This is a genomic window from uncultured Ralstonia sp., from assembly GCA_913056305.1.
Lineage (GTDB): Bacteria > Pseudomonadota > Gammaproteobacteria > Burkholderiales > Burkholderiaceae > Ralstonia.
Window position 1 is genome coordinate 17,649 of record CAJXMR010000027.1, and the last position, 21,217, is coordinate 38,865.

The window sequence follows — 21,217 nt, forward strand, 5'->3', positions numbered from 1 at the left end:
TTCTTACGACAGCCGTTTCTTGTGCGACGGCAGGGCTGATCAGGCCCGTGTGCCGCATGCCTTACATGGCGGAACCGCCGCCATGGCTTCGTAGGAAACCATACTGTGCTTGCTTCCATCCGTACCCGCATTCTGCTGACCTGCGTCGCCATCGTGGTCGGCGCGCTGACGTTCGCCGGCGGCCTCAACTACCTCGTCACCCGCTCGTACAACGACGAGTCGATCCGCCAGAACCTGCAGTCCGTCGCGCGCGGCCATATCGCCGGCATCGACGACTGGGTGGCCTCCAAGACGCAGATGGTGGTCGCGCTGCAGGATGCGGCGCTGTCGGCCGATCCGATCCCGGTGTTCAAGGCTGTGCACCAGGCCGGCGGTTTCATCAACGTGTATGTCGGCTACCCTGACAAGACGTACAAATTCTCCAACCCCGAAGGCATTCCGCCCACCTACGATCCGACCGCGCGCCCCTGGTACAAGCAGGCCGTGGACGCCGGCAAGCCGGTGGTGACGCCGCCGTACGTGAGCGCGAGCACGGGCCAACTGGTCGTCACCTTCGCCGTGCCCATCCTGCGCGACGGCGGCCTCAAGGGCGTGATCGGCGGCGACTTTGCGATGGACAGCGTGATCGCCAACGTGAAGGCCATCCACCCGACACAGGCCAGCTTCGGCTTCCTCGTCAACGCGGCCGGCAAGATCGTTGCGCACCCGAATGACAAACTCACGCTCAAGCCGGCAACTGAGCTGGCGGCAGGGTTGAACGAAGCCACGCTGGCATCGCTGGCACAAGCCGAGAAGCCCGTGGAAGTGCCGGTGGATGGGGCGTCCAAGCTGCTCTACCGCCAGGGCGTGAAGGGCACCGACTGGGGCCTGGTGGTGGCGCTGGACAAGTCTGACGCCACCGCTGGCATGCGCTCGCTTGTGATGACGTCGATTGGCGCGCTGGTGGGCGTGGCCATCGTTGCAGCACTCATCGTCGGTGCAATGACGGCACGCGCGTTCCGCCGCCTGTCGATGATCCGCGATGCCATGGACGACATCGGCTCGGGCAGCGGCGACCTCACCAAGCGTCTGCCGTCGGACGGCGAAGACGAAGTCGCGCAGATCGCCCGTTCGTTCAATGCGTTTGCCGACAAGCTCACGGCGGTGATGCAGCAGATCCGCCTGGGCAGCGATTCGGTGCGCTCGGCAGCGCAGGAAATTGCCGCCGGCAACGCAGACCTGTCGCAGCGCACGGAAGAGCAGGCCAGCTCGCTGGAAGAAACGGCGTCGAGCATGGAAGAACTGACGAGCATCGTGAAGCAGAACGCCGACAACGCGCGTCAGGCCAGCCAGCTTGCCGTCACGGCGTCGGACGTGGCCACGCGCGGCGGCAACGTGGTCGGCCAGGTTGTGCAGACCATGGGCGGCATCAACGACAGCAGCAAGAAGATCGCCGACATCATCGGTGTGATCGAGAGCATCGCCTTCCAGACCAACATCCTGGCGCTGAACGCCGCGGTGGAAGCTGCACGTGCCGGCGAGCAGGGCCGCGGCTTTGCGGTGGTGGCCAGCGAAGTGCGCAGCCTGGCGCAGCGCTCGGCGGGTGCCGCCAAGGAGATCAAGGCGCTGATCAGCGACTCGGTGGGCCGCGTCAGCAACGGCACGGCGCTGGTCGACCAGGCCGGCGTGACCATGGCCGAGATCGTCGAAGCCGTGAAGCGCGTGACCGACATCATGGGCGAGATCTCGGCCGCGTCGGAAGAGCAGAGCAGCGGCATCGAGCAAGTCAACCAGGCCGTCAACCAGATGGACCAGGTGACGCAGCAGAACGCCGCGCTGGTGGAGCAGGCCGCCGCCGCCGCCGAATCGCTGGAAGAGCAGGCGCACAACCTGAACGAGGCGGTTGGGTCGTTCCGCCTCTCGCATTGAGCGCCCGCTGAACGCTACGCGGCCGGGGCCGCCGCCGCCCGGGCCTTGTCATACTCGGCAGCCAGCGCCGCATCCGCCGCCTGTGCGCGCTGGATGGCCGGGCGCGCCAGGATGCGGTCGATATAGGCGCGCACCACGGGCGTCTCCGGCACGAGCTTGAACATCGTGGTCCAGTTCAGCGCCGCGCCCCACAGTACATCCGCCGCCGTGAAGCGCTCGCCCAGCAGGTAGGGGCCCCTGGCCAGCTGCGCGCTGATCGTGTTGATGACGGTCTCGAAGTCACCGTATGGCGAGGTGGAATACGCCGCCGGCGGGCGGTTCAGCGAGCGGTCGACGATGGCTGGCTCCAAGCACGAGCCGTAGAACACCATCCAGCGCAGGTAAGGCCCACGCAGCGGGTCGCCCACGGCCGGCGCCAGACCGGCTTCTGGATACAGCTCCGCCGCATACATGTAGACCGCCGCCTGCTCGGTGATGACTGCATCGCCATGCCGTAGCGCGGGCACTTTGCCCATCGGGTTGGTGCTCAGGTAATCGGGCAGGTGGTGCTTGCCGGCGGGCAGGTCGAACGCATGCAGTTCGTAGTCGGCGTTCAGCTCTTCGAGCAGCATGCGGGCCCCGGCCGAGCGGCTGCGCGGGGCGTGGTAGAAGATCAGGTGGCGGTCTTGTGGCATCGTCGGCTCCGGGGCAGGGTTGGGAAGCGAGCGTTTCAATGTAGGACGGCTGCGCGTTGCCGTCTTGGAAAAATCCGCTGCGGCGGCGCATCATCGCGGCATCGCCTCCGCTGCCTGCCGCATGACCCCTCATGACCGACTTGCGTGACGTCGCCGATACGCCCAAGGGCGTGGTCGATCCGCTGGCCTTCCACCAGCGCTTCCGCCTGAATCGCTACCACCCGTGCGCGGCGCTGGCCGGCGTGCTGGACCACCACTGGATCGTCGAATGGGACCTGCGCGGCCAGCCGCCCTACGTGCAGCGCACGCTGCCGTATCCGTGTGTGAACCTGGTGTTCGACCGGCGGCAGACCGGCGTCTTCGGGGTGGTGTCGGGCGCGTTCGAGACCACACTGGCGGAGGCCGGCCGGGTGATTGGTCTACGTTTCCGGCCCGGCGCCTTCCGTGCGTTCTTCGGCAAGCCGGTGCATGGGCTGACGGACAAGGTGCTGCCGGTGTCCACGCTGCTCGGCGGCGACGATGCCGAAGCCGAAGCGATCGTGCTGGGCGCGCCGGATGATGCCGGCATGGTCGCCGCAGCCGAGACGCTGCTGCTGCGCGTGCTGCCGCCGCCCGATCCGCAGGTCGAGCGCATCCACGCCATCCTGCAGATGCTGCAGCAGGACATCGGCCTCACGCAGGTGCGCGACCTGGCCGAACGTGCCGGCCTGAGCGAGCGCACCCTGCAGCAGCTCTTCTCCGATTACGTGGGCGTGACGCCCAAGTGGGTGATCTGCCGCTACCGCCTGCACGAAGCCGCCGACAAGCTCGCCGGCGGCGAGCCGATCGACCTGGCGGAACTGGCGCACGCACTCGGCTATTTCGACTAGGCGCATTTCACGCGCGACTTCCGCAAGCTGGTGGGCAAGGCGCCGGCGGAGTACCGGCGCGGCGCGGGTCAGGCCTGACGTCGTGGGGCCCCGGCTGCGGGCGCTTCGGTGGTGCCGTCGGCCAGCACGCGATTGCGCCCGGACTGCTTGGCCGCATAGAGCCGGTGGTCGGCGCGCTTGAGCAGCGCTTCCAGGTCGGGCGCATCCGCCATCGAGGCCACGGCCACGCCGAAGCTGGCGGTCATGCGATGGCCGGCGTCCTCGCCGGTTGGCACGCGCGCCTCGGCAATCGCCTCGCGCATGCGTTCGGCCAGGGCGTACGCCTGGGCGGCCGTGTCCACCTGCGCCATCACCGCAAATTCCTCGCCGCCGATGCGCGCGACGATGTCGGATTGGCGCCAGCGCGCGCGGCACAGCTCGGCGACGATGCGCAGGGCGTCGTCGCCGACGGCGTGGCCGTAGGTGTCGTTGATCTGCTTGAAGTGGTCGATGTCGAACATCACGAGCGCGACCAGCCGCGCGTCGGTGCTGCGCGGCTGGCCGCGTGTTTCGCCGCGTGTTTCGCCGCGTGTCTCGCCGTATGTCTCACAGACGACGCGGGCGCGGCTCTCGAAGGCGCGCCGGTTCAGCAGGCGGGTGAGCGAATCGGTTTCCGCCATCGTCGCCAGTTCTTCCATCAGCTGCGCGCGCTCGCGTTCCAGCCGCCGGCGCTCGAGGCTGTTGGTGCGCAGCACGCCGATGGCCGCGAACATCGCGCGCGTCTCCCGGTGCGGGAAGGCGGTTGGGATGGGCTCGGTCAGGTCGCCCTTGGCGATGGCGTCGATGCTGCGCGTGGCGTTGACGAAGGGGCTGACCACGTGCCGGCGGAACGAGCCGACCATCCACGCCAGCGCCGCCAGCAACAACCCCACGGCCGCCGCGGTGCCGGTCAGGACCAGCAGCATGGTCTGCCGGTGCTGGCGCAATTCGTCTTCCGCCAGCCGCAACACGCCGTCGCGGAAATCGGTGATGGCGCGCATGGTCGGCACGTAGTGCTCGGCAAACTCGCCGGTGGTGATGCCAGCGCCGCCCGGGTGGCCGGTCAGCGCCTGCACCTGGTCGACGTAGCGCAGGCCGTCGCCGAAGTACTGCGTATTGAGCCGCGCCAGCGGCACGGGGCTGAGGCTGAACTGGTTGGTGATGCGCGAGTCGATCAGCGCGCGCAGCTGGTCGATGCGGCCGCGCGTGCGCTCCACGGCATAGCGTTCGGTGTCGGTCAGCGATCGGCGCATGGCCAGCGCGGCGGTCAAGCGCGAGCCGAGCTGACCCGCGTGCTCGCGCAGGTCGGCTGCCAGCCGGGCGAGGATCAGGCAGTTGAGCGCGTCGGCATCGCCGCGGATGACGCCCGAGGTGCGGGCGGTCACGATCGGATCGAATTCAGGGATGACCGCGATCATCCGGACCACCGCATGCTGGAGCATGTGATCGTCGCGTTGCGGCAGGGGCAGGGCGACCAGCTGGTCGACTTGACTGCGGGCGGCGGCCAGGTCGGCCTGCATGCGGCGGGCGGTGTCAAGGTCGGCCGTGCAATGGGCGCAGTGCTCGGGGCGCAGCGTGTCGAGCAACTGCGCGATGCGGCGGTCGCTCTCTTCACGGGCGTGCTGCAGCGCGGTCTGGCGGGCGGCGGGAAGCGGTACGTCCTCGCCCAGCACGCCGTTGGCCGGGCCGCGTTCGGCCGAGACCTTTTCCATCGCCAGCAAGGCGGCGCGCAGCGACTGGAAGCTGCGCGAGGCTTCATCGGCGCGCACGTAGGCGAGCCACTCATAGGTGAGTAGCCAGCACGACAGCAGCAGGATCGGGATCAGGACGATGGCGACGCTGAAGCCAAAACGCCTGTCCATCGACATTTCTGAGGACATGGTCCGAAGCATGGGGTCTTGGCGAGCGGGCCGGCACGACATGACGTCTCGGCCGGCATGGCAGGCCGGCGTCATCCCAGGCTAACGGCAAGACGAGGGGCATCTTTACCTGCACATTGGACGCGTCTCTACGCCTCTGATTGTTAACAATTGAAAGGTGATTGTTAAGCAACTCAAAAGCATGCGGCGAGTCGGCTACGCCGCCAGCGGATGGCGAGTCCCGCAGATTCCGCTGTTTACGGCAGCGCACGGTCCCACAGGCGCCGACCGAGGTTGGCCCGTGAAGATTGTGTGAAGGCAAAGTCAAGCCTCACCTGAGCGTCGCTAAGTGAATTGTAATGATAGTGATTTTCATTTACGATTCCGGCCTGCGCTTTCGGGGAGGGAAATCACACATGGGCTTTTTGCGACGGTTTTGGGGCTTGCTCGGCTTGGCTGCCCTCGGTTTGGGGGGCATGTCTGTCGCGAAGGCGGAAGAGAGCCAGTTCGCGTACGTGTACACGACGGACCTGCTGCCCAAGGGGGCCAAGGAAATCGAGCAATGGATGACCTGGCGCCATCAGAAGATCGGCGGGGCGTATGACCAGATCGAAGGGCGGACGGAGGTCGAGTACGGCCTGACCGACCGTCTTCAGGTGGCGTTGTATGGCAACTACGCGTGGTCGCGTGCTTACCAGAACGGCCCATTTGGCGCCACGACGCCGCCAGAGCAGTTTGCCGACAAGGATGTGGATCCGAACGCGCTGTGGACCGGCCGGCGTTTCGTCGGCGTCTCGGGCGAAGCGATCTACCGCGTGCTCAGCCCCTACACCGACGGCGTGGGGCTGGCGCTGTACGTCGAACCGACGATCGGCCCCAAGTTCAAGGAGCTGGAGACCAAGATCATCCTGCAGAAGAACTTCCTCGATGATCGGCTGACGACGGCGTTCAACTTCACTTACGCACCTGAGTGGCGCTACCTGGACGACACCAGTGCGGTGTCGGGCAAGAGCTGGCAGGAAGAGACCGACATCAACTACAACTTCGCCGTCTCCTACCGCTTCGCGCCCAAATGGTCGGCCGGCGTCGAGTTCGTCAACGAACACGAATACAACAGCTACCGCTACAAGAATCAATCCAACAACGGCTACTTCATCGGCCCGACGCTCCACTACGGCGGTAAGAACTTCTTCGTGACGGCCACCTTCCTGGAGCAGCTCCCCTGGGCGCATGCGCACTCCGATACCGTCGACGGCACCCTGGTGGGCGGCCGCACCTTCGACAACGATTTTGAGAAATATCGCGTGCGCATCAAGGCGGGCTACTACTTCTGATCACGAGGACGTCCAATGAACAAGGCTCAATGGCTGTGGGTCCCGCTCGCAGCGATCTCGACCTCGGTGTACGCGACGACGTACTTCACCACGGAGCAGGCGCAGCAGGCGCTGTTCCCCGGCGAGAAGTTGACTGCGGCCTTCGTCACGCTCACCGACGAGCAGGCCAGGCAGATCGAGAAGGCCACCGACGTCAACGTCCGCCACAAGGAGATCCACGCGTGGAAGGCCGAGCACGGCGGCTGGTTCATCCTCGACGAGGTGGTGGGCAAGCATGAGTTCATCACCTACGCCGTGGCCTTGCATGCCAACGGCAGCGTGCGCCAGATCGAGATCATGGACTACCGCGAATCGTACGGCTACGAGGTGCGCAACCCGGAATGGCGCAAGCAGTTCGTCGGCAAAACGGCGGCGGACCCGCTGCGCCTCAATGCGGACATCCGCAACATCAGCGGTGCGACGCTGTCGTCCCGGCATGTCACCGACGGTGTGAAGCGGGTGCTGGCCACGTATGCGGTCGCCCTCCGTTAAGTTGCGCCGCGCCAAGCCGTTGCTTGGCACGCTGGTCGAGATCACGGCCAGCGGGCCCGAGGCCGCCCTGCAGCCTGCACTCGATGCGGCGTTCGCGTCCATCGAGCGCGTGCACCGGCTGATGAGCTTCCATGCGAGCGACAGCGACGTCTCCCGCATCAACGCCGCGGAGACCGGCAGCGTGGTCAGCGTGGAAGCGGACACCTTTCGTGTACTGACGCGGGCGCTCGAGCTGGGGGAGCTGTCCGGCGGCGTCTTTGACATTGCGACGGCCGGCGCGCTGGTGGAGCAGGGCTTCCTGCCCGCGCCCGCCGGGGCGCAGCGCCCGGAACCACAGGCAAGCTTTCGCGATCTGGTGCTGATGGACGGCCATCGCGTGCAATGGCACCGCAAGGGATGGATCGACCTCGGTGGTATCGCCAAGGGGTACGCGGTCGACTGCGCCATCGCGACACTGCACTCGCACGGCGTCGATGCCGCCGTCGTCAATGCCGGTGGCGATCTGCGCTGCTACGGCAGGGCCGAGCCGATCCACGTGCGTCGCCCCGATGCGCCGGCTGTGCTGGTGCCGCTCGGGTGGCTCAACAACCTGGCGATCGCGACCTCCGGCGGCTATTTCGCCGGCGTCGAACGCGATGGCCGGCAGGTCGATCCGCTGGTCGACCCGGGCAGCCATGCGTGCACGGCGTGGCACGAGAGCATCAGTGTGGTGGCATCGGACTGCATGACGGCGGATGCGTTGACCAAGATCGTGCGCCTTGCCCGCGCACGCGCGCCGGGGATACTCGATTGCCTTCACGCGCAAGCGGTGGTGGTGGATGCGCAGGCCGTCGGCACGTGCGGCCCCACGCTGCTGCAACGGACGGACACGCGATGACCTCGCCCCAGGTTGTTCGGCTGCCGGTACGGCTGAGCCTGCGGCACAAGCGCTGGCTGTATGTGACGGCGGTGGTGCTGCTGGCTTCCGGCCTCGGCTGGCTGGTCGCTCACGATCTACTGGGCGGGCGAGGCGAATTCGGCGATGCGCCGCATCCATCCGAGCCATGGTGGCTGCGCATCCACGGCGCGGCGGCGATGGGTTTCCTGATCGGCCTGGGGTCCCTGCTGCCCGGCCATATCAGCCGTGCATGGCAGATGCGCAGGAACCATCGCTCAGGCCTGTCGATTCTGGGAATGGTGGCGCTGCTGATCGCGACCGGCTATGGCCTGTACTACGTCGGCGACGAGCAGGCCCGCCCGTGGATCAGCTGCGTCCACTGGCTGATCGGCCTGGCCGCCGCCGGCATGGCGCCACTGCATGTGGTTCTAGGCCGGCGCAGGACGGCGGGCAATCTGGCCACCGGGCGTGCCTGAGCCCGGGGCACCCTTCCTTCAGACCTAGGTCGTCGCGACCAGCAGCTCTTCCGCGTTGCTCGGTGGGCGAAAGCCATCGGTCCTGCCCGCGAAATAGCGCTGGGTCAGATCGGCCGCCGATACGTGCCGCGCTTCTCCAAAGCCGGTCTCGTGGGCCAGGGCCAGGATCTCTTTCGGCGTGAAGAAGCTGAGAAACGGTGTGCCGCTCGCGCGCGCCCCTTTCTCCGCCATCTCGAGGCCGGGACGCACCTCCGGGTCGGACAGCTCCAGCGGGAGCAGGAATGTCATGGCGAGCGTCGAGCCGCGGGCAAGCCCCGCGACCTGGCGCAGGGTGGCTGCGTTCGCCTCCTTGGTGAGATACATGCTGACGCCCGTTGAGACCACGATGGCCGGCTTGCTTTCATCGAAGCCCGCTGCCACGAGCCCGTCCCGCCACGACCCGCCCGCCTCGAAATCGACCGGCACGAAGCGCAGCCAGTCCGGAACCCCGAAGCCGAGTTCGATCAGGCGCTGGCGTTTCCATGCCTGCGGACCTGGCTGGTCGACCTCGAACACCCTGAGCCGGGACGCGATCTCCGGCCGCCGCTGCGCGAAGCTGTCGAGCCCCGCACCGAGGATGACGTATTGACTCAGCCCGCGGCCGGCCTGGTCGATGACGAGGTCCTCGATGAAGCGGGCGCGGCCCACGATGGAGGCGCGAAACGGGCGCGTGAACTGCGGGTCCATGTCGCCGCGCAGGTGCCAGTCTTCCTGCGGGGCCAGCAGCTTGATGCCGATCTCGTCTTCCAGCACGTGCGGAGGCGGATCGATCCGAACATGCAGCGCGCGCCACAAGGCGACCCGTGCCGCGGTGCTGTCGGGTGCTGCATCCAGTTGCTCGTCTCGCATGGTCGTGAACTCACTTGTTTGCCTTGGCTGGAATCTGAGCCTACCAGAGATGCCGATCGGGGGTACGACCGGGCCACCTCTTCAGAAAGCAGGCAAACCGCCGTAGTAGTCCAACGGGGGAGTTTTTCGACAGTGTGGTCCTGAGGTGCTGTTGCAGCAGGGCTCGGCGCTGAAGGATGCGCGCGGGGACGGGGCGGCACGAAGATGAGAACAATGGACGAGCGCAACGGAACCACAGACTCGCAGCTTGCTGCGGCGAATGCCTGCGAACACGCCGGAAAGGCCGCGTCATGCACGCCGGCGCCTCCGGGGCTGCTCGACCACGCGATCAATCTGTCCGCTGACGCCGTCTTCCTGGTCGATGCGCAGTTGCGCATGCACTACGTGAACGATGCGGCTTGCCGTCTGCTGGGTCATCCGCGCGAAGCGCTGCTGCGGATGACGCTGCTGGACACGGGCGCGGATTGCACGCCGGACGCCTTTGCAGACTGGAAGCGCAAGCTGCAGGAAGGATTCGCGGGCTTCATCACGTCATGGCAACGACACAGCAGCGGCCGCCGGTTCCCGGTGGAAATCAGCGCCTCGACGGTGGAGCACGCCGGCGCGAGGCTTGGGGTTTGCATCGTCCGCGATGTGAGCGAACGCCGGCGCATCGAACAGCGGCTGCGCGAACGCGAGGCACAGTTTCGCAAGCTCTCGGAGAACAGTCCCGACGCGATCGTCCGCTATGACCGCGACTTCCGTCGCCTGTACGTCAATCCCAAGTACGCCGCAGTCACTGGCGTGGCCGCTGAAGCCATTCTCGGCAAAACGCCTGCCGAGCAGTGGCTGATCCCGACCATGCCGGCGCATGCTTTCGAGCGCCTGCTGCGGCAAGTTCTGGATTCTGGTGACGCGGCCAACATCGAGCTGGACTGGACCCGCCCAGACGGCGAGCGCGTCTGCTTCGCGCTCACGGCGGTACCCGAACACGACGCCGAGGAGGGGGTGACCAGCGTCCTGTCGATCAGTCGGGACATCACCGCGCTGAAGCTGGCGCAGGAGGCGCTGTATCGGCGCGAGCAGGAGTTCCGCACACTGGTGGAGAACTCACCCGACACGATTGCCCGCTACGACCGCGATTGCCGGCGCACCTACGCCAACCCGAAGCTCCTGCACGACATGGGCGGCGATGTCTCGCGCATCCTGGGCAGCACGCCGTCCCAGTTTCCGGGTGGCGCCTCCGCCCTCCTATACGAGAGCACGCTGCGCGAAGTCATGGCCACCGGGCAGCCGCGCAATTTCGAGCTGCGCTGGAAACGGGAGAGCACCGAGTTCTGCTCCCACATCCGCATGGCGCCGGAATTCTCCCCGGTAGGGGAGGTGGTCCATGTGCTGGCCGTCGGCCGCGACATTACGGAAATCGACCGGTACCGTCGCGACATTCACCATCAGGCCTTTTACGACAGCCTGACCGGTTTGCCGAACCGGGCGCTGCTGTTCGAGTCCATCTCGCGCCTGAGCCGCGAGCATGCCGATCGCGGCCATCCTGGCTTCGCCCTGATGTTGTTGGACATCGACAACTTCAAGGAAATCAACGACGCGCTCGGGCATGGCGCCGGCGATCACGTGCTGCAGGAGACCGGCCGGCGGATGCTGTCCTGCGTGCCGCAGGCGGTGACGGTGGCGCGCCTGGGCGGGGACGAGTTCTCCGTGTTGCTGCCGGACGCCGGCGACGACGCGATGCTGGCCACCACTGCGGGCGACATCCTGAAGGCGCTGGCGGCACCTCTCATGGTTGAGGGGCATGAACTCTTCGTGTCGGGAAGCATTGGGATTGCCCGCTACCCGCGAGACACCGCCGACATTGAAGCGCTGTACAAGTTTGCCGATTCGGCCATGTATCTCGCCAAGCGGATGGGACGCAACAACGCGCAGTTCTACGTGCGGGAGCTCACCACGCGGTCGGTCAGTCGGATGGAGCTGGAAGTCGCCTTGCGCAAGGCACTGCGCAGCGGCGAGTTGACCCTCCACTACCAGCCGCAGATCGACTTGGCGACGCGACGGCTGACCGGTGCGGAGGCGCTGTTGCGCTGGTACCGGCCAGGTCATGACGTAGTACCGCCCGGCGAGTTCATCCCCGTTGCCGAGGCTGCGGGGCTGATCACGGAAATCGGCGAGTGGGTGCTGAGGACGGCATGCCAGACCGTTGCGGGCTGGAATCGCGCGTGGCCCCACAACATCCGGATCGCCGTCAATCTGTCCACCCGGCAATTCGCCTCGGCCGGGCTCGTCGACACCGTTCAAGCGATTCTGCAGGAAACGGGGTGCCGGGCCGAGTGGCTCGAGCTTGAGATTACCGAGAGCCTGCTCCTCGAAGACAACAGCCTGGTCGGGTCCATGCTCAGCGCGCTGCGCGACCTTGGCCTATCGATCTCGATCGACGACTTCGGGACGGGTTACTCGGCGTTGAGCTATCTGCACCGATTCCCGGTCCGCCAGATCAAGATCGATCGCTCATTCATCAGCGACATGCTGGAGCAGCGCGACAAGCGCGAACTCGTCAAGGCGATGCTTTCCATCGGTGCGGCCCTGGAGTTGGAGACCGTGGCGGAAGGCGTCGAGACCTCGGCGCAGGCCGCGTACCTGGCCGAGCATGGCTGCAAGTTGGCGCAGGGGTATTTCTTTGGCAAGCCCATGACGCAGGCCGACTTCGAGTCGCTGCTGGGTTCCGGAGCCGGTGCGTCGCAAGACGTGCTGCTGACGTTGTGATGGCAAGTTGGCGATCCGCATCGATGGCAGCAAAGCATCCCTCCGAAGCCGCGCGCGACACCCTCAAGCTCCTGGCCTCGCGCAAGCTCGCGCCCACGCCCGCCAACTTCGCCTCGATCTACCATGAGATCGCCGGCAGCAAGCCCAATGAAGACGCCCTGGAGGCATTCAAGGCAAGCTTCTCGGGGGCGGATGCCTTCGACCCGCACGAGGCGCGCCGGATGGTCGAATGGATCCAGGAGGGCAAGTGGGACAGGCTGTTCGACGCCCTGCGCCAGGCCCAGGATCGCGCCAGACCAGCCGGCACGCACGCCCAGCCGGAAGCGGCCTCCGCAGGGCGTTCAGGGCAGATGGCGTTGGTGCACGAACTGCGCGAGCAGATCGCACGCACGATCGAGTTCTGCCTGCCGGCCCTGGGGGAAGACGACGCCAGGATCGGGCCCGACGCCGCGGCCCTGGCCGAGGCCTGCCGCGCAGAATCAGAATGTCTCGCGAGTCTGAATACCAAGCTCGCTGCATTCAACCATCGGCTGTCGTTCGCGGCGGAGGACCAAAGCGAAATTCGCCAATCGCTGCTGGGGATGCTCCGGCTCGTCTTTGAGAACATCGGCGAGCTGTCGCTGGACGACCGCTGGCTGCACGGCCAGATCGAAGCGTTGATGAAGGCCAGCGAAGCGCCGGTGAGCCTGCGCCGGCTCGACGACGTGCGTAGCCGGCTCAAGGATGTGATCCTCAAGCAAAGCGAGCTGAAGGCCAGGACGATCGAAGCCCAGGAAGACATGAAGCGGCTGCTGGCCTCCTTCATGGAGCGACTCTCCTCGCTGGCGGAGCTCTCTGGCGAGCACCACTGCCACATGGAGGCCTGCGCCAAGAAGATCGAGTCGGCCACCATGATCTCGGAGATCGCCCCGGCCATCCAGGAGGCACTCTCCGCCACCCGCTGGATCTCTCTGGAGGCGGCGCGCAACCGGGACGAGCTCTCGGCGATGAAACGGAAGGCGGAAGAGGCCGCGACCGAGGCCGCAAGGCTGCGCAAGGAGCTTGACCTGGCCTCGGCGTCGGCCCGCCACGATCTTCAGACCGGAGCGCTCAACCGCAAGGGGCTCGAAGAAGCGCTGGAGCGAGAGGTCGCTGGCGTCGCGCGCAAAGGCTCGCCGCTGTCGATCGCTTTCCTGGACGTCGACAACTTCAAGTCGATCAATGACCTCCACGGGCACCTTGCCGGCGATGACGCGCTGGCACACCTGGCGCAGGTCGCGCGCGAATCGATGCGCCCCCAGGACACGCTCGCGCGTTTTGGCGGCGAGGAGTTCGTGGTCCTGATGCCGGATACGGCCCTGGAGGATGGGGTGCGGGCGATGACCCGGCTGCAACGCGCGCTGACCCGGCGCTTCTTCATGACCGGCAGCGCCAAGCTGGTGATCACCTTCTCGGCCGGCGTGACCGAGCTTGGCAGGGACGAGAGCCCGATGGCCGCGATCCAGCGCGCTGACCGCGGCATGTATCAGGCCAAGCGTGCCGGCAAGAACAAGGTGGTTGGCGTCTGAGGCCCAACCCGCTTTGCCAGGGTCACGCCTTTGCGGCCTGGGTGCCCTGAGCGGGGTAGGCCTCCTCCAGCGCGATGGCGCCGGTCTCCAGCAGCGACTTGAGGTTGGAGAGGATCTTCGGCCAGCCGCCGGACACCGCCTCGATCAGCTTCGACGGTTCGCGCTCGATGCTGTGGGTGATGGAGAGCTTGACCGCGCCTGCGGCGGGTTCCAGTTCCATCGTGCACAGCGATGGGCCTTCGGCCTTGAGCTCGGGCTTGTTCTGGTGGTGCCAGCGGATCACCAGGCGTCGTGGCGGCTCGGCCTCGACGATCTCGCCAGCGTCGAAAACCTGGCCGTCTCCGGACACCAGCTGCCATGACGATCCCGCCGTCCACTGGCTTTCACAGTGCATGCCGAACCAGTACTGGCGCATGAACGCTGCGTCGGTCAGGGCCGACCACAGCTGCTCCGGCGTGGTGCGGATGTAGGTCACGTAGACAAAGGTCGATCTAGCCATCGTCTTTCTCCAGTCGTTGTTTCAGATCCCCCAGCGCCTTGAGGCGCGGTGCTTCGAACTTGGCGATCCAGCGCTCGTAGATCTCCTGCAGCGGCACCGGATTGAGGAAGTGCAGCTTCTCGCGGCCGCGCCATGTGGTGGCCACGAGGTTGGCCGCCTCCAGCACGCCCAGGTGCTGCGTCACGCCTTGCCGCGTCATGTCCAGGTGCTCGCACAGCTCGTTGAGGGTGCGGCCATCGTGGGCGTGCAGCAAGTCCAGCAGCTTGCGCCGGCTGGGATCGGCGAGGGCCTTGAACAGCAGGTCGGTGTCATTGGGGCGCTCGGCCATGGGCGGCGATAGGCAAGTCATCTGTTGCATGAAGAATAGGCAAGCAGGTTATTGCATGTCAAGGACGAGGCAGCGGTCATTGCCGACGGTCAGCGAACAGGTGTCGAGATTCACTGAATTTTGAACCGCTGGAGCGCGATATATAGCCATTCCCAGCGAAGTTGTTCAGCGAACTTGGAACTCTTGGTTCACTTAACTTGGAACTATCTGGGGCCCGGGTCGTTGAATTTGGAACTTTCTGCGCGCCGGGTACCGAATCTGTTCGAAGATTTGCTCTGCTCGCATGACAAGGGGGGCTCGTCAGTGCGGATTCACCGAGCGATCACCATCTGGGCTCGAGCGTAAGGATATGGCCTTTATACGTGCCATCGTCTTTGTCGGCGATGCGTACATGGACCTTCGACAGAAACTGGGCCGGTGTTGCGAGCCACTTCAGCACCGCCAGTTTTTCCTCCCCGCCGGGGAGGTCGTTTCCTGTGTCTTGCGCCGTCAGGAGGGAATGACAAGCGCTTGGTGGCTCATTGTTTCCCAGATTTTGGTTACGAACTGGATCATCGATGGGGCGATATTGGTTAGGACCGCAACCTTCCTGCCACGCAGCATTGAGAGCCTCGGCCCGGACTAGGCATCAACGAGGCGAAGCCACTTCATGAAGGCGGTGGTGACCGCGACAGGTTGCTCCAAGGTCGACATGTGGCCGCATTCCGGGATCTGAACGAGATCCACGTGGCCTGCAAGCAGTTGTGCTGTCTCCGCGCTTAATGATGGCGGAGTGATCTGGTCCTGTTCACCGCAGATGACCAACGCTGGGCAGCGAATCGTCTTTAACAGTTCGCGGCTGTCTTGACGACTCATCGCTGCAGCCTGCTGCCGCGCGAACCCAGCCGCGCCGATGCGGCGAGCCATGTCGGTCAGAACTTGGAGGATAGAAGGATCTTCGGCATGGGTCGGGTGCAGCAGTCTAGGCGCAAAGGCACCAGCCACTTGTGCGAAGCTCGACTTGCCCGAGGCGATAGCGTCGACCATTTTCTGACGACTCGCTCTTGCTTCATCGGAATCGGCCCGAGCACTTGTGTCGAGCAGTGCGAGTCCGGCGACCCGCTCAGGGACCTGGCGACACACCTCCAGCGCCACGAAACCACCCAGAGAAAAGCCTCCCACGGCAAAGCTGCCGGAAGGCATGGACTTGATCGCCCTGACCGCGAGCTCCGATATCTCCGAAACCTGGTGCGTCGGGCTTACGCCTATTGTCCGTCCGGTTGGCAGTGCATCCTGGATCGGCTTCCAGATTCGATCATCGTTCATGAGTCCTGGCAGGAGCAGCAGCGGAACTTGGCTCGACATTTTTGATTGGTCCGATGGGGGTTGTCTGCGATTTCGTGGTTATCCTAACTATGAAGTTCAGTTCATAGTCAAGCTTCCCGGAGATCACCAATGTGGATAAGCCAGTTCGCGGAAGAAGCAAAACTGAGTACGTCGACCGTGCGGTTCTATGTACGAGAGGGGCTCCTTCAGCCAAGGACAGGGCGGGCCGGCGGCAGCCGTCCCTATCTCGAATTCTCAGAGCGCGATCTGCGCCGTGCGGCTGTGATCCGCATGGGGCAGGCCATAGGTCTGTCACTGACGGAGATTCGCCTCCTGGCCGATGAGAGGCGGGTGGGCGGGCGAGACAGGATGTTGCAGACCATGACTGGGCAGCGCGCCCAGCTTCGCAAGAGGGCCGCCGAGATTGCCGCGCTGAGTCGCTTCCTAGACTTGAAGATCCATTGGCTGACACATGGATGCATGGGGTCGCCGCCTGAGCCTCCGGCAATCGAGGTCTCTGGCAGCTGCATACCAAAAGCACGCAGTCGACGCCGGGATTAGTGAGCGATACTGAAAGGCGCAGCCAGCTCGCAGGTGGTTGCTATGCCACTTCAAGATTGGCGGCGCTAATATTGATAAATTTGCGTATCGGAAGCCGACAACCCTCCCTGCGTCATCGTCGGCTGCTGATTCCAGGGGCCTTGTGAATGAAGTCGCGGTTGGATATTTGATCAAACATGAATGCGACCAGATCCTCGCGGGAGACGGTCAACGAATGCTTGGTATGGCCGTACAAGCCTACGTTGAGGTGTTCTGAGGCGGGGCGATTCTTCAATACCGCTGCCCGGACCATTGTCCAATCAAGTTGTGAAGCACGGATGGTGTTTGCAAGTCCGATCATGTCTTGGTAGGCGTTGGGCATCGCGAGCTTGATCAGTGCGGCAGGGAGCCAGATCTTCAGATCAAAGCCGTCACCTGGATCAACGGCTGTACCTGTTGAGACCGCGATTAGCCGTTTCACCTGCTCCCATTCCATTGCGGAGATGATTGCTTTGGTTGCTGCGGTGATCGGCAGACCTTTTGGGTGGGGCTGCTTTGCTGGGCCGAGCTCTGAAATTACCGAATCAGATCCACGGATGGCCTCTCGCAACAAGGCGATGTCATTGAGTTCGCCTCGGACGACCCGGACATCGGCGTTTGCAAATCTGCTGTTTGGCCGCGCAAAGACAGTGAGTTCGAAGCCGCGCCGCAACCCCTCACTTATCAGGTATGGTCCGGTTTTTCCGGTCGCTCCGAAAAGAGTCACTTTCATACTTTCCTCGATTTGCGCTTTACGGCTTCAGACAGATGGCTCGATTCTGTGCTGATCGCTGCGCAACGGATCGGGCCACACGTAGTGACTGCCAGTCATCGAGCACTGTCGATGATCGAGCCGCCGTCAGGAGTGAGGCTGTAACCCGTGAGGAATTGCGCATCCTTGCTCGCCAGGAACAGAACAACGGGCGCGACGTCATCCTCCGGCGATCCATAGCGACCGAGCGGATTGCTGGGGGCGGGCACGTTGACGTCCTTGCCCCACGTTTCCGCAACCGGCAAAACATTGTTCACGGTGATCTTGTCGGAGCCCCATTCTTTCGCTGCGGTGCGTGTTAATGCGCGCACGGCTTCTTTCGCCATGTTGTACGGGCCGTAGCCTGTCAGACCGACGACGCCGGCCATCGAGCCAAAGTTGATGACGCGGCCTGCGCCGCTCGCCTTGAGGTGGGGGTAGCAAGCCTGCATTGTGCGCAGATAGGCAATGGGACCGACCTCGAAATTGCGCTGCAACTGCTCCACTGAGAGGTCGATGATGGATGAGAATGGTGCAGCGGGATCGAAGGCGTTGTTCACCAGGATGTCGATGCCGCCGTAGGCTTCGACCACCTTTTCAACCGCGGCTTTGATTTGCGCGGCGTCGCTGATGTCGTATGGCACGCCGATGGCTGTGCCGCCGGCGGTTCTGATGTTCGCGACGACAGCATCCACATTTGAGGGAGTGAGGGAGAGAACCGCGACCTTCGCGCCTTCAGCTGCGAACAGCTTTGCGGTGGCTCGACCGATGCCTCGGCCGGCACCCGTGACGATGGCTACCTTTCCGTTAAGTCGGCCCATGAATATCTCCATTCAGTTGAGGGGTTGGTGGATTGGCTGTGCCAGACTCGGCGCATAGGGCGACGGAACCTCGCGTGCAGCGTTTTGCGTGACAAATGATGTAACGAGGAGCACGAGGCCCACTGCCGCCGGGACGGCAGCTTTCGGCTGGCGAACACCTAGGTGTGCCATGCCGGACAAGATGAGGTGATAGAAGAGCCCGGCATACGCGAGGTCGCTGAGCGGGACACTGAACCGCGACAGGATTGCGACGGGCCCCAGAATCTTCACGATGATCATGAATGGCACCAGATGCGCGGCAGAGTAGCCAAGCGCGGCCTGGGCCTGCCTAACGTAATCCCGTTTGGTCACATACAGACTCACCGAGGCTAGGTACAGCAGCGACAACAGCACAGTGCTGCTCCAATACACATAGTTCGCAACCATGAAGTTCTCCTTTGCGAGTAATCCAATCGACTTGGCGTGAGGATGTCGTCTAAGATGAATCATCGCAAGTAGGATGAAAAAACTGTGCTTAGTATGGAAAACCAGACTAATGGCGAGCAAGAGGTCAACATGCACGAAGAGATGCGGCGCGCCTTTGCGCTGCTCTCGGGCAAGTGGAAGTTGGAAATCATGTGGTTGCTCAACCAGCGGGTCTATCGCTTCGGCGAGTTGAGAAAGGCAATTCCAGGCATCACACAGCACATGCTGACCGCGCAACTTCGTGAACTTGAGGCGGATGGCCTGGTGTCACGTACTGTCTTTGCGGAAGTGCCTCCGCGAGTTGAGTACGAGATCACTAAAAAGGCGCGCGGGCTTGGACCCACGATGGAAGCACTTACGGCGTGGTGGACCGAGTACGGGCGCACGGTCCCTGCAAAGCCGGCTTCGCGCGGGCGCAAAGCCAACGTGACCAAGTCGAAGGCGAGTTGATGAGGCGCAAGTCAGCTCGCCAGTCGACTCGGTGTCCAGTGGTCAGCAACATGAGTTCGATTGAGCAAGACATTGACCGAGCCGCTGCGCTGGTGTCCCAGGGAGACGCCATCATTAAGTCGTCGTGAACGATGCTAGGCCATCAATTGCGCTGCGCCAATGGAGCGTCTGACCTCCGTTCGCGCCGTAACCAGAGAAGGCTGGCCGCTGCCATCAGCACCGGAGGAAGAATTAGGCTACATACCAAGGCCCATCCGTACGTTGCTAGCAGGCCGCCCGACGCGAACGAGCCGATGACCATCGCCCCGAACACCACGAAGTCATAGATGGACTGCACACGCGGCCCTTCTGCCGGCGTACGACACGCCAGCACCATGGCCGACGCGCCAAGGAAGCCGAAATTCCAACCCAGGCCGAGCAGCATCAGCGCAATCCAGAAGTGGTTCACTGACACGCCGCTCATGCCAATAACGGCCGCCAGCGCAATCAGCACCAGCCCCGCCAGGCTGACGACCGGCGCGCCAAGGCGGGCAATCAGCCGCCCCGTGAAAAAGCTCGGCGCGTACATGGCAATGACGTGGATCTCGATGCCGTAGTTGGCATGCACGCGCGGGATGCCGCACAACTCCATGGCCAGCGGCGCGGAGGTCATCATGAAGTTCATCATCATGTAGCTCACCACGCCGCAGAGCATCGCCACCACAAAGCGCGGCTGCCGCACGATGGCGATGCTCGGTCGCCCCTGTGCTTGGGCCGACACCGGCGGCTGATGCTCGAACCGCACGCCCCGCAGTACGTTGGCCGAGAGCACCGCCGCGCCGGCAGAGGCCAGATAGGTCACCGCGTACGCGTGCGGTGACCACAAATTCATCGTGGCCGTCACCAACTGCGGGCCGAGCACACCTGCGGCCACGCCCCCGGCAAGCACCGTCGACATGGCCCGCGCACGTTGCTCCGCCGGCACGCATTCGGCCGCTGCAAACCGGAAGGTCAGCACTGCCGCCGCATACGCGCCACCAAACAGCATGGCGGCGCAGAACAGGTTGAACGACTGGATCACCAGCGCCAGCGCCGCCAGCAGCCCGAGCACCACACCGCACGCATTGCCGAACAAAGCGGAGGCTTTGCGGCCATAGCGCCGGGTTATCACGCCGACGGGAAGCGTCGCGGCTGCCATCCCTACGACAAAGATCGAGACGGGCACTGTGGCCAGCGCAGGTCTTGGAGCGAGCATGTGGCCGATGATCGCGCCGGTAGCGTAGACGACGGTGGAGTCTGCTCCGGCCAGCGCTTGCGCCATGGCCAACCGCAAGACGTCGCTGTTGATCCGCGAAGTGGACATCAGAATTGGGCTCCGTGAACCTGAACGCCTCGGAAAAAACCAGCCAAGGTGAGCTTTGATGGCCTACGTTGAGATCTCGGCCTCGTTGGAATAGCCGGAGATGAAAGTCTTTCGCGCGCCTGTTTGCGGATCGAACACGTGCCGCGAAATTCGCCCGATGTTCCCACCGTAGATGTGAACGCTGATCGAGACGCGATCTTCGTACGCGTTGGATACCCTGTGGATGTCGCCGGTGCGCGGCGAGATGCATTCGACAGTTCCTGGGGTGAGATAGTCGATCCCGAGCGACCGCATCGGCTGGTCGGGCTCCCCGACTTCAAAGACTTCGGCTCGCTCGCCACCCCGCAACATACCGATCAGTGCCCAAACCGTGTGGTTGTGGATGGGAGTCTTTTGACCAGGCCCCCAAACAAAGCTGGCAACCGAGAAGCGATCGGCTGGGTCGGCATGTAGCAGGTACTGCTGGTAGTACTGGGGGTGTGCCTGCGAATACTCCTGCGGCAGCCAGTCATCGTGCCGGACAAGGTCCGTGAGAAGCGCGCGCCCCTTGCTCAGAATCTGCGCTTCATCCCCTGAAGAGTTGTCAACAAGTTGCGTAAATTCGCGCACGAACTCATTGAAAAGCGTAGCCGGAACGCGCATTAGATGTCTCCAATAGCTGGGTGTTGTTCTAGTCGTCAGCTCGTGCCGAGCGGTCGGCCGAGGTGAGCTACACCAATTGTTGACTCAGGGCGCTTCTTGCTCAATTGAAATTATTTTCAAGTGCTGCATGCACTTCGGGAAGTTTGATCAGGCATGGTCCCAATGCTATCGAGCGGTGGACTTGATCTCAGCACGATACCGACGAGCCTCCTGCCAAAATGCTTGAGCCACCGGGGAAAGGCGATTCTCATTCAGGCAGACCAATCCAATACGTCTGGATGTACCAGGGGAAAGAGGACGGAC

Annotated in this window: 21 protein-coding genes; 10 read left to right on the forward strand and 11 right to left on the reverse strand. The window is 64.1% G+C overall.

The window, feature by feature from the left end; genetic code table 11:
• The first annotated feature begins 105 nt into the window (after positions 1-105).
• Complete coding sequence (locus QZ609_RS07160) at positions 106-1,908, forward strand: methyl-accepting chemotaxis protein (RefSeq protein ID WP_295492653.1); 1,803 nt, start codon at positions 106-108, stop codon at positions 1,906-1,908.
• Between the two features lie 14 nt (positions 1,909-1,922).
• Here QZ609_RS07160 and QZ609_RS07165 read toward each other — a convergent pair whose 3' ends face one another.
• The gene (locus tag QZ609_RS07165) at positions 1,923-2,582 is read right to left on the reverse strand and encodes a glutathione S-transferase family protein (protein ID WP_295492655.1); all 660 of its coding nucleotides are present in this window, start codon (positions 2,580-2,582) and stop codon (positions 1,923-1,925) included.
• Between the two features lie 131 nt (positions 2,583-2,713).
• Here QZ609_RS07165 and QZ609_RS07170 point away from each other — a divergent pair, with 131 nt between their 5' ends.
• Complete coding sequence (locus tag QZ609_RS07170) at positions 2,714-3,451, forward strand: helix-turn-helix domain-containing protein (RefSeq protein ID WP_295492657.1); 738 nt, start codon at positions 2,714-2,716, stop codon at positions 3,449-3,451.
• A 68-nt stretch (positions 3,452-3,519) separates the two neighbouring features.
• Here the strand turns inward: QZ609_RS07170 and QZ609_RS07175 are convergent, their stop codons facing one another.
• The gene (locus QZ609_RS07175; protein WP_295492659.1) at positions 3,520-5,331 is read right to left on the reverse strand and encodes a GGDEF domain-containing protein; all 1,812 of its coding nucleotides are present in this window, start codon (positions 5,329-5,331) and stop codon (positions 3,520-3,522) included.
• 413 nt (positions 5,332-5,744) lie between these two features.
• On the opposite strand from QZ609_RS07175, the gene QZ609_RS07180 reads away from it, so the two are divergent.
• Genes QZ609_RS07180 through QZ609_RS07195 form a run of 4 tightly spaced genes read left to right on the forward strand, consistent with a single transcriptional unit; the run spans position 5,745 to position 8,546 of the window.
• Entirely contained in the window at positions 5,745-6,662 is a 918-nt protein-coding gene (locus QZ609_RS07180; protein ID WP_365901114.1) for a DUF6662 family protein, read from the forward strand.
• A gap of 15 nt (positions 6,663-6,677) precedes the next feature.
• Positions 6,678-7,193, forward strand: a complete 516-nt coding sequence (locus QZ609_RS07185; protein ID WP_295492663.1) for an FMN-binding protein — start codon at positions 6,678-6,680, stop codon at positions 7,191-7,193.
• Positions 7,174-8,070, forward strand: coding sequence for an FAD:protein FMN transferase (locus QZ609_RS07190; protein ID WP_295492665.1), 897 nt, complete (start codon positions 7,174-7,176; stop codon positions 8,068-8,070). The genes QZ609_RS07185 and QZ609_RS07190 overlap by 20 nt, the downstream gene beginning before the upstream one ends.
• Complete coding sequence (locus QZ609_RS07195) at positions 8,067-8,546, forward strand: hypothetical protein (protein ID WP_295492667.1); 480 nt, start codon at positions 8,067-8,069, stop codon at positions 8,544-8,546. The genes QZ609_RS07190 and QZ609_RS07195 overlap by 4 nt, the downstream gene beginning before the upstream one ends.
• Before the next feature lie 24 nt (positions 8,547-8,570).
• On the opposite strand, the gene QZ609_RS07200 is transcribed toward QZ609_RS07195, so the two are convergent.
• Positions 8,571-9,434: a class I SAM-dependent methyltransferase gene (locus QZ609_RS07200; RefSeq protein WP_295492669.1), complete on the reverse strand. Its 864-nt coding sequence runs from the start codon at positions 9,432-9,434 to the stop codon at positions 8,571-8,573.
• A 213-nt stretch (positions 9,435-9,647) separates the two neighbouring features.
• On the opposite strand from QZ609_RS07200, the gene QZ609_RS07205 reads away from it, so the two are divergent.
• Together QZ609_RS07205 and QZ609_RS07210 are read left to right on the forward strand one after the other, a co-directional pair.
• Positions 9,648-12,185, forward strand: a complete 2,538-nt coding sequence (locus QZ609_RS07205) for an EAL domain-containing protein (protein ID WP_295492671.1) — start codon at positions 9,648-9,650, stop codon at positions 12,183-12,185.
• Between the two features lie 23 nt (positions 12,186-12,208).
• Positions 12,209-13,732 carry a GGDEF domain-containing protein gene (locus QZ609_RS07210; RefSeq protein WP_295492673.1) on the forward strand — a complete coding sequence of 508 codons (1,524 nt, stop codon included), beginning with the start codon at positions 12,209-12,211 and terminating at the stop codon, positions 13,730-13,732.
• 22 nt (positions 13,733-13,754) lie between these two features.
• Here QZ609_RS07210 and QZ609_RS07215 read toward each other — a convergent pair whose 3' ends face one another.
• The 3 genes from QZ609_RS07215 to QZ609_RS07225 form a co-directional block, all read right to left on the reverse strand.
• Positions 13,755-14,231 carry an SRPBCC family protein gene (locus tag QZ609_RS07215; protein ID WP_295492675.1) on the reverse strand — a complete coding sequence of 159 codons (477 nt, stop codon included), beginning with the start codon at positions 14,229-14,231 and terminating at the stop codon, positions 13,755-13,757.
• A complete protein-coding gene (locus QZ609_RS07220) occupies positions 14,224-14,559 on the reverse strand; it encodes a metalloregulator ArsR/SmtB family transcription factor (protein WP_295492694.1) in 336 nt (111 codons plus the stop codon). The genes QZ609_RS07215 and QZ609_RS07220 overlap by 8 nt, the downstream gene beginning before the upstream one ends.
• A gap of 621 nt (positions 14,560-15,180) precedes the next feature.
• On the reverse strand, positions 15,181-15,903 hold the full coding sequence (locus QZ609_RS07225; RefSeq protein ID WP_365901118.1) for an alpha/beta hydrolase: 723 nt from the start codon (positions 15,901-15,903) through the stop codon (positions 15,181-15,183).
• 90 nt (positions 15,904-15,993) lie between these two features.
• On the opposite strand from QZ609_RS07225, the gene QZ609_RS26745 reads away from it, so the two are divergent.
• Positions 15,994-16,425 (forward strand): MerR family transcriptional regulator, encoded by a 432-nt coding sequence (locus QZ609_RS26745; protein ID WP_365901120.1) that lies wholly within the window; start codon positions 15,994-15,996, stop codon positions 16,423-16,425.
• A 112-nt stretch (positions 16,426-16,537) separates the two neighbouring features.
• Here the strand turns inward: QZ609_RS26745 and QZ609_RS07230 are convergent, their stop codons facing one another.
• The 3 genes from QZ609_RS07230 to QZ609_RS07240 form a co-directional block, all read right to left on the reverse strand.
• Complete coding sequence (locus QZ609_RS07230; protein ID WP_295492678.1) at positions 16,538-17,176, reverse strand: NAD(P)H-binding protein; 639 nt, start codon at positions 17,174-17,176, stop codon at positions 16,538-16,540.
• Between the two features lie 95 nt (positions 17,177-17,271).
• Entirely contained in the window at positions 17,272-18,015 is a 744-nt protein-coding gene (locus QZ609_RS07235) for an SDR family oxidoreductase (protein ID WP_295492680.1), read from the reverse strand.
• Between the two features lie 12 nt (positions 18,016-18,027).
• Positions 18,028-18,441: a DoxX family protein gene (locus tag QZ609_RS07240; protein WP_295492682.1), complete on the reverse strand. Its 414-nt coding sequence runs from the start codon at positions 18,439-18,441 to the stop codon at positions 18,028-18,030.
• Positions 18,442-18,534: 93 nt separating this feature from the next.
• Here QZ609_RS07240 and QZ609_RS07245 point away from each other — a divergent pair, with 93 nt between their 5' ends.
• A complete protein-coding gene (locus tag QZ609_RS07245; protein ID WP_295492684.1) occupies positions 18,535-18,930 on the forward strand; it encodes a helix-turn-helix domain-containing protein in 396 nt (131 codons plus the stop codon).
• Positions 18,931-19,072: 142 nt separating this feature from the next.
• On the opposite strand, the gene QZ609_RS07250 is transcribed toward QZ609_RS07245, so the two are convergent.
• Both QZ609_RS07250 and QZ609_RS07255 read right to left on the reverse strand, forming a co-directional pair.
• Positions 19,073-20,272 carry an MFS transporter gene (locus QZ609_RS07250; RefSeq protein ID WP_295492686.1) on the reverse strand — a complete coding sequence of 400 codons (1,200 nt, stop codon included), beginning with the start codon at positions 20,270-20,272 and terminating at the stop codon, positions 19,073-19,075.
• 63 nt (positions 20,273-20,335) lie between these two features.
• Positions 20,336-20,914 carry a cysteine dioxygenase gene (locus tag QZ609_RS07255; RefSeq protein WP_295492688.1) on the reverse strand — a complete coding sequence of 193 codons (579 nt, stop codon included), beginning with the start codon at positions 20,912-20,914 and terminating at the stop codon, positions 20,336-20,338.
• Positions 20,915-21,217 lie beyond the last annotated feature (303 nt).

Coding starts and splice junctions, on each gene's coding strand:
- QZ609_RS07225 (WP_365901118.1), bottom strand. CDS start 15,903: ATGTCGAGCCAAGTTCCGCTGCTGCTCCTGCCAGGACTCATGAACGAT.
- QZ609_RS07170 (WP_295492657.1), top strand. CDS start 2,714: ATGACCGACTTGCGTGACGTCGCCGATACGCCCAAGGGCGTGGTCGAT.
- QZ609_RS07185 (WP_295492663.1), top strand. CDS start 6,678: ATGAACAAGGCTCAATGGCTGTGGGTCCCGCTCGCAGCGATCTCGACC.
- QZ609_RS07210 (WP_295492673.1), top strand. CDS start 12,209: ATGGCAGCAAAGCATCCCTCCGAAGCCGCGCGCGACACCCTCAAGCTC.
- QZ609_RS07230 (WP_295492678.1), bottom strand. CDS start 17,176: ATGAAAGTGACTCTTTTCGGAGCGACCGGAAAAACCGGACCATACCTG.
- QZ609_RS07190 (WP_295492665.1), top strand. CDS start 7,174: ATGCGGTCGCCCTCCGTTAAGTTGCGCCGCGCCAAGCCGTTGCTTGGC.
- QZ609_RS07220 (WP_295492694.1), bottom strand. CDS start 14,559: ATGGCCGAGCGCCCCAATGACACCGACCTGCTGTTCAAGGCCCTCGCC.
- QZ609_RS07245 (WP_295492684.1), top strand. CDS start 18,535: ATGGAAAACCAGACTAATGGCGAGCAAGAGGTCAACATGCACGAAGAG.
- QZ609_RS07250 (WP_295492686.1), bottom strand. CDS start 20,272: ATGTCCACTTCGCGGATCAACAGCGACGTCTTGCGGTTGGCCATGGCG.
- QZ609_RS26745 (WP_365901120.1), top strand. CDS start 15,994: ATGTGGATAAGCCAGTTCGCGGAAGAAGCAAAACTGAGTACGTCGACC.
- QZ609_RS07205 (WP_295492671.1), top strand. CDS start 9,648: ATGGACGAGCGCAACGGAACCACAGACTCGCAGCTTGCTGCGGCGAAT.
- QZ609_RS07180 (WP_365901114.1), top strand. CDS start 5,745: ATGGGCTTTTTGCGACGGTTTTGGGGCTTGCTCGGCTTGGCTGCCCTC.
- QZ609_RS07240 (WP_295492682.1), bottom strand. CDS start 18,441: ATGGTTGCGAACTATGTGTATTGGAGCAGCACTGTGCTGTTGTCGCTG.
- QZ609_RS07200 (WP_295492669.1), bottom strand. CDS start 9,434: ATGCGAGACGAGCAACTGGATGCAGCACCCGACAGCACCGCGGCACGG.
- QZ609_RS07195 (WP_295492667.1), top strand. CDS start 8,067: ATGACCTCGCCCCAGGTTGTTCGGCTGCCGGTACGGCTGAGCCTGCGG.
- QZ609_RS07165 (WP_295492655.1), bottom strand. CDS start 2,582: ATGCCACAAGACCGCCACCTGATCTTCTACCACGCCCCGCGCAGCCGC.
- QZ609_RS07235 (WP_295492680.1), bottom strand. CDS start 18,015: ATGGGCCGACTTAACGGAAAGGTAGCCATCGTCACGGGTGCCGGCCGA.
- QZ609_RS07255 (WP_295492688.1), bottom strand. CDS start 20,914: ATGCGCGTTCCGGCTACGCTTTTCAATGAGTTCGTGCGCGAATTTACG.
- QZ609_RS07175 (WP_295492659.1), bottom strand. CDS start 5,331: ATGGACAGGCGTTTTGGCTTCAGCGTCGCCATCGTCCTGATCCCGATC.
- QZ609_RS07215 (WP_295492675.1), bottom strand. CDS start 14,231: ATGGCTAGATCGACCTTTGTCTACGTGACCTACATCCGCACCACGCCG.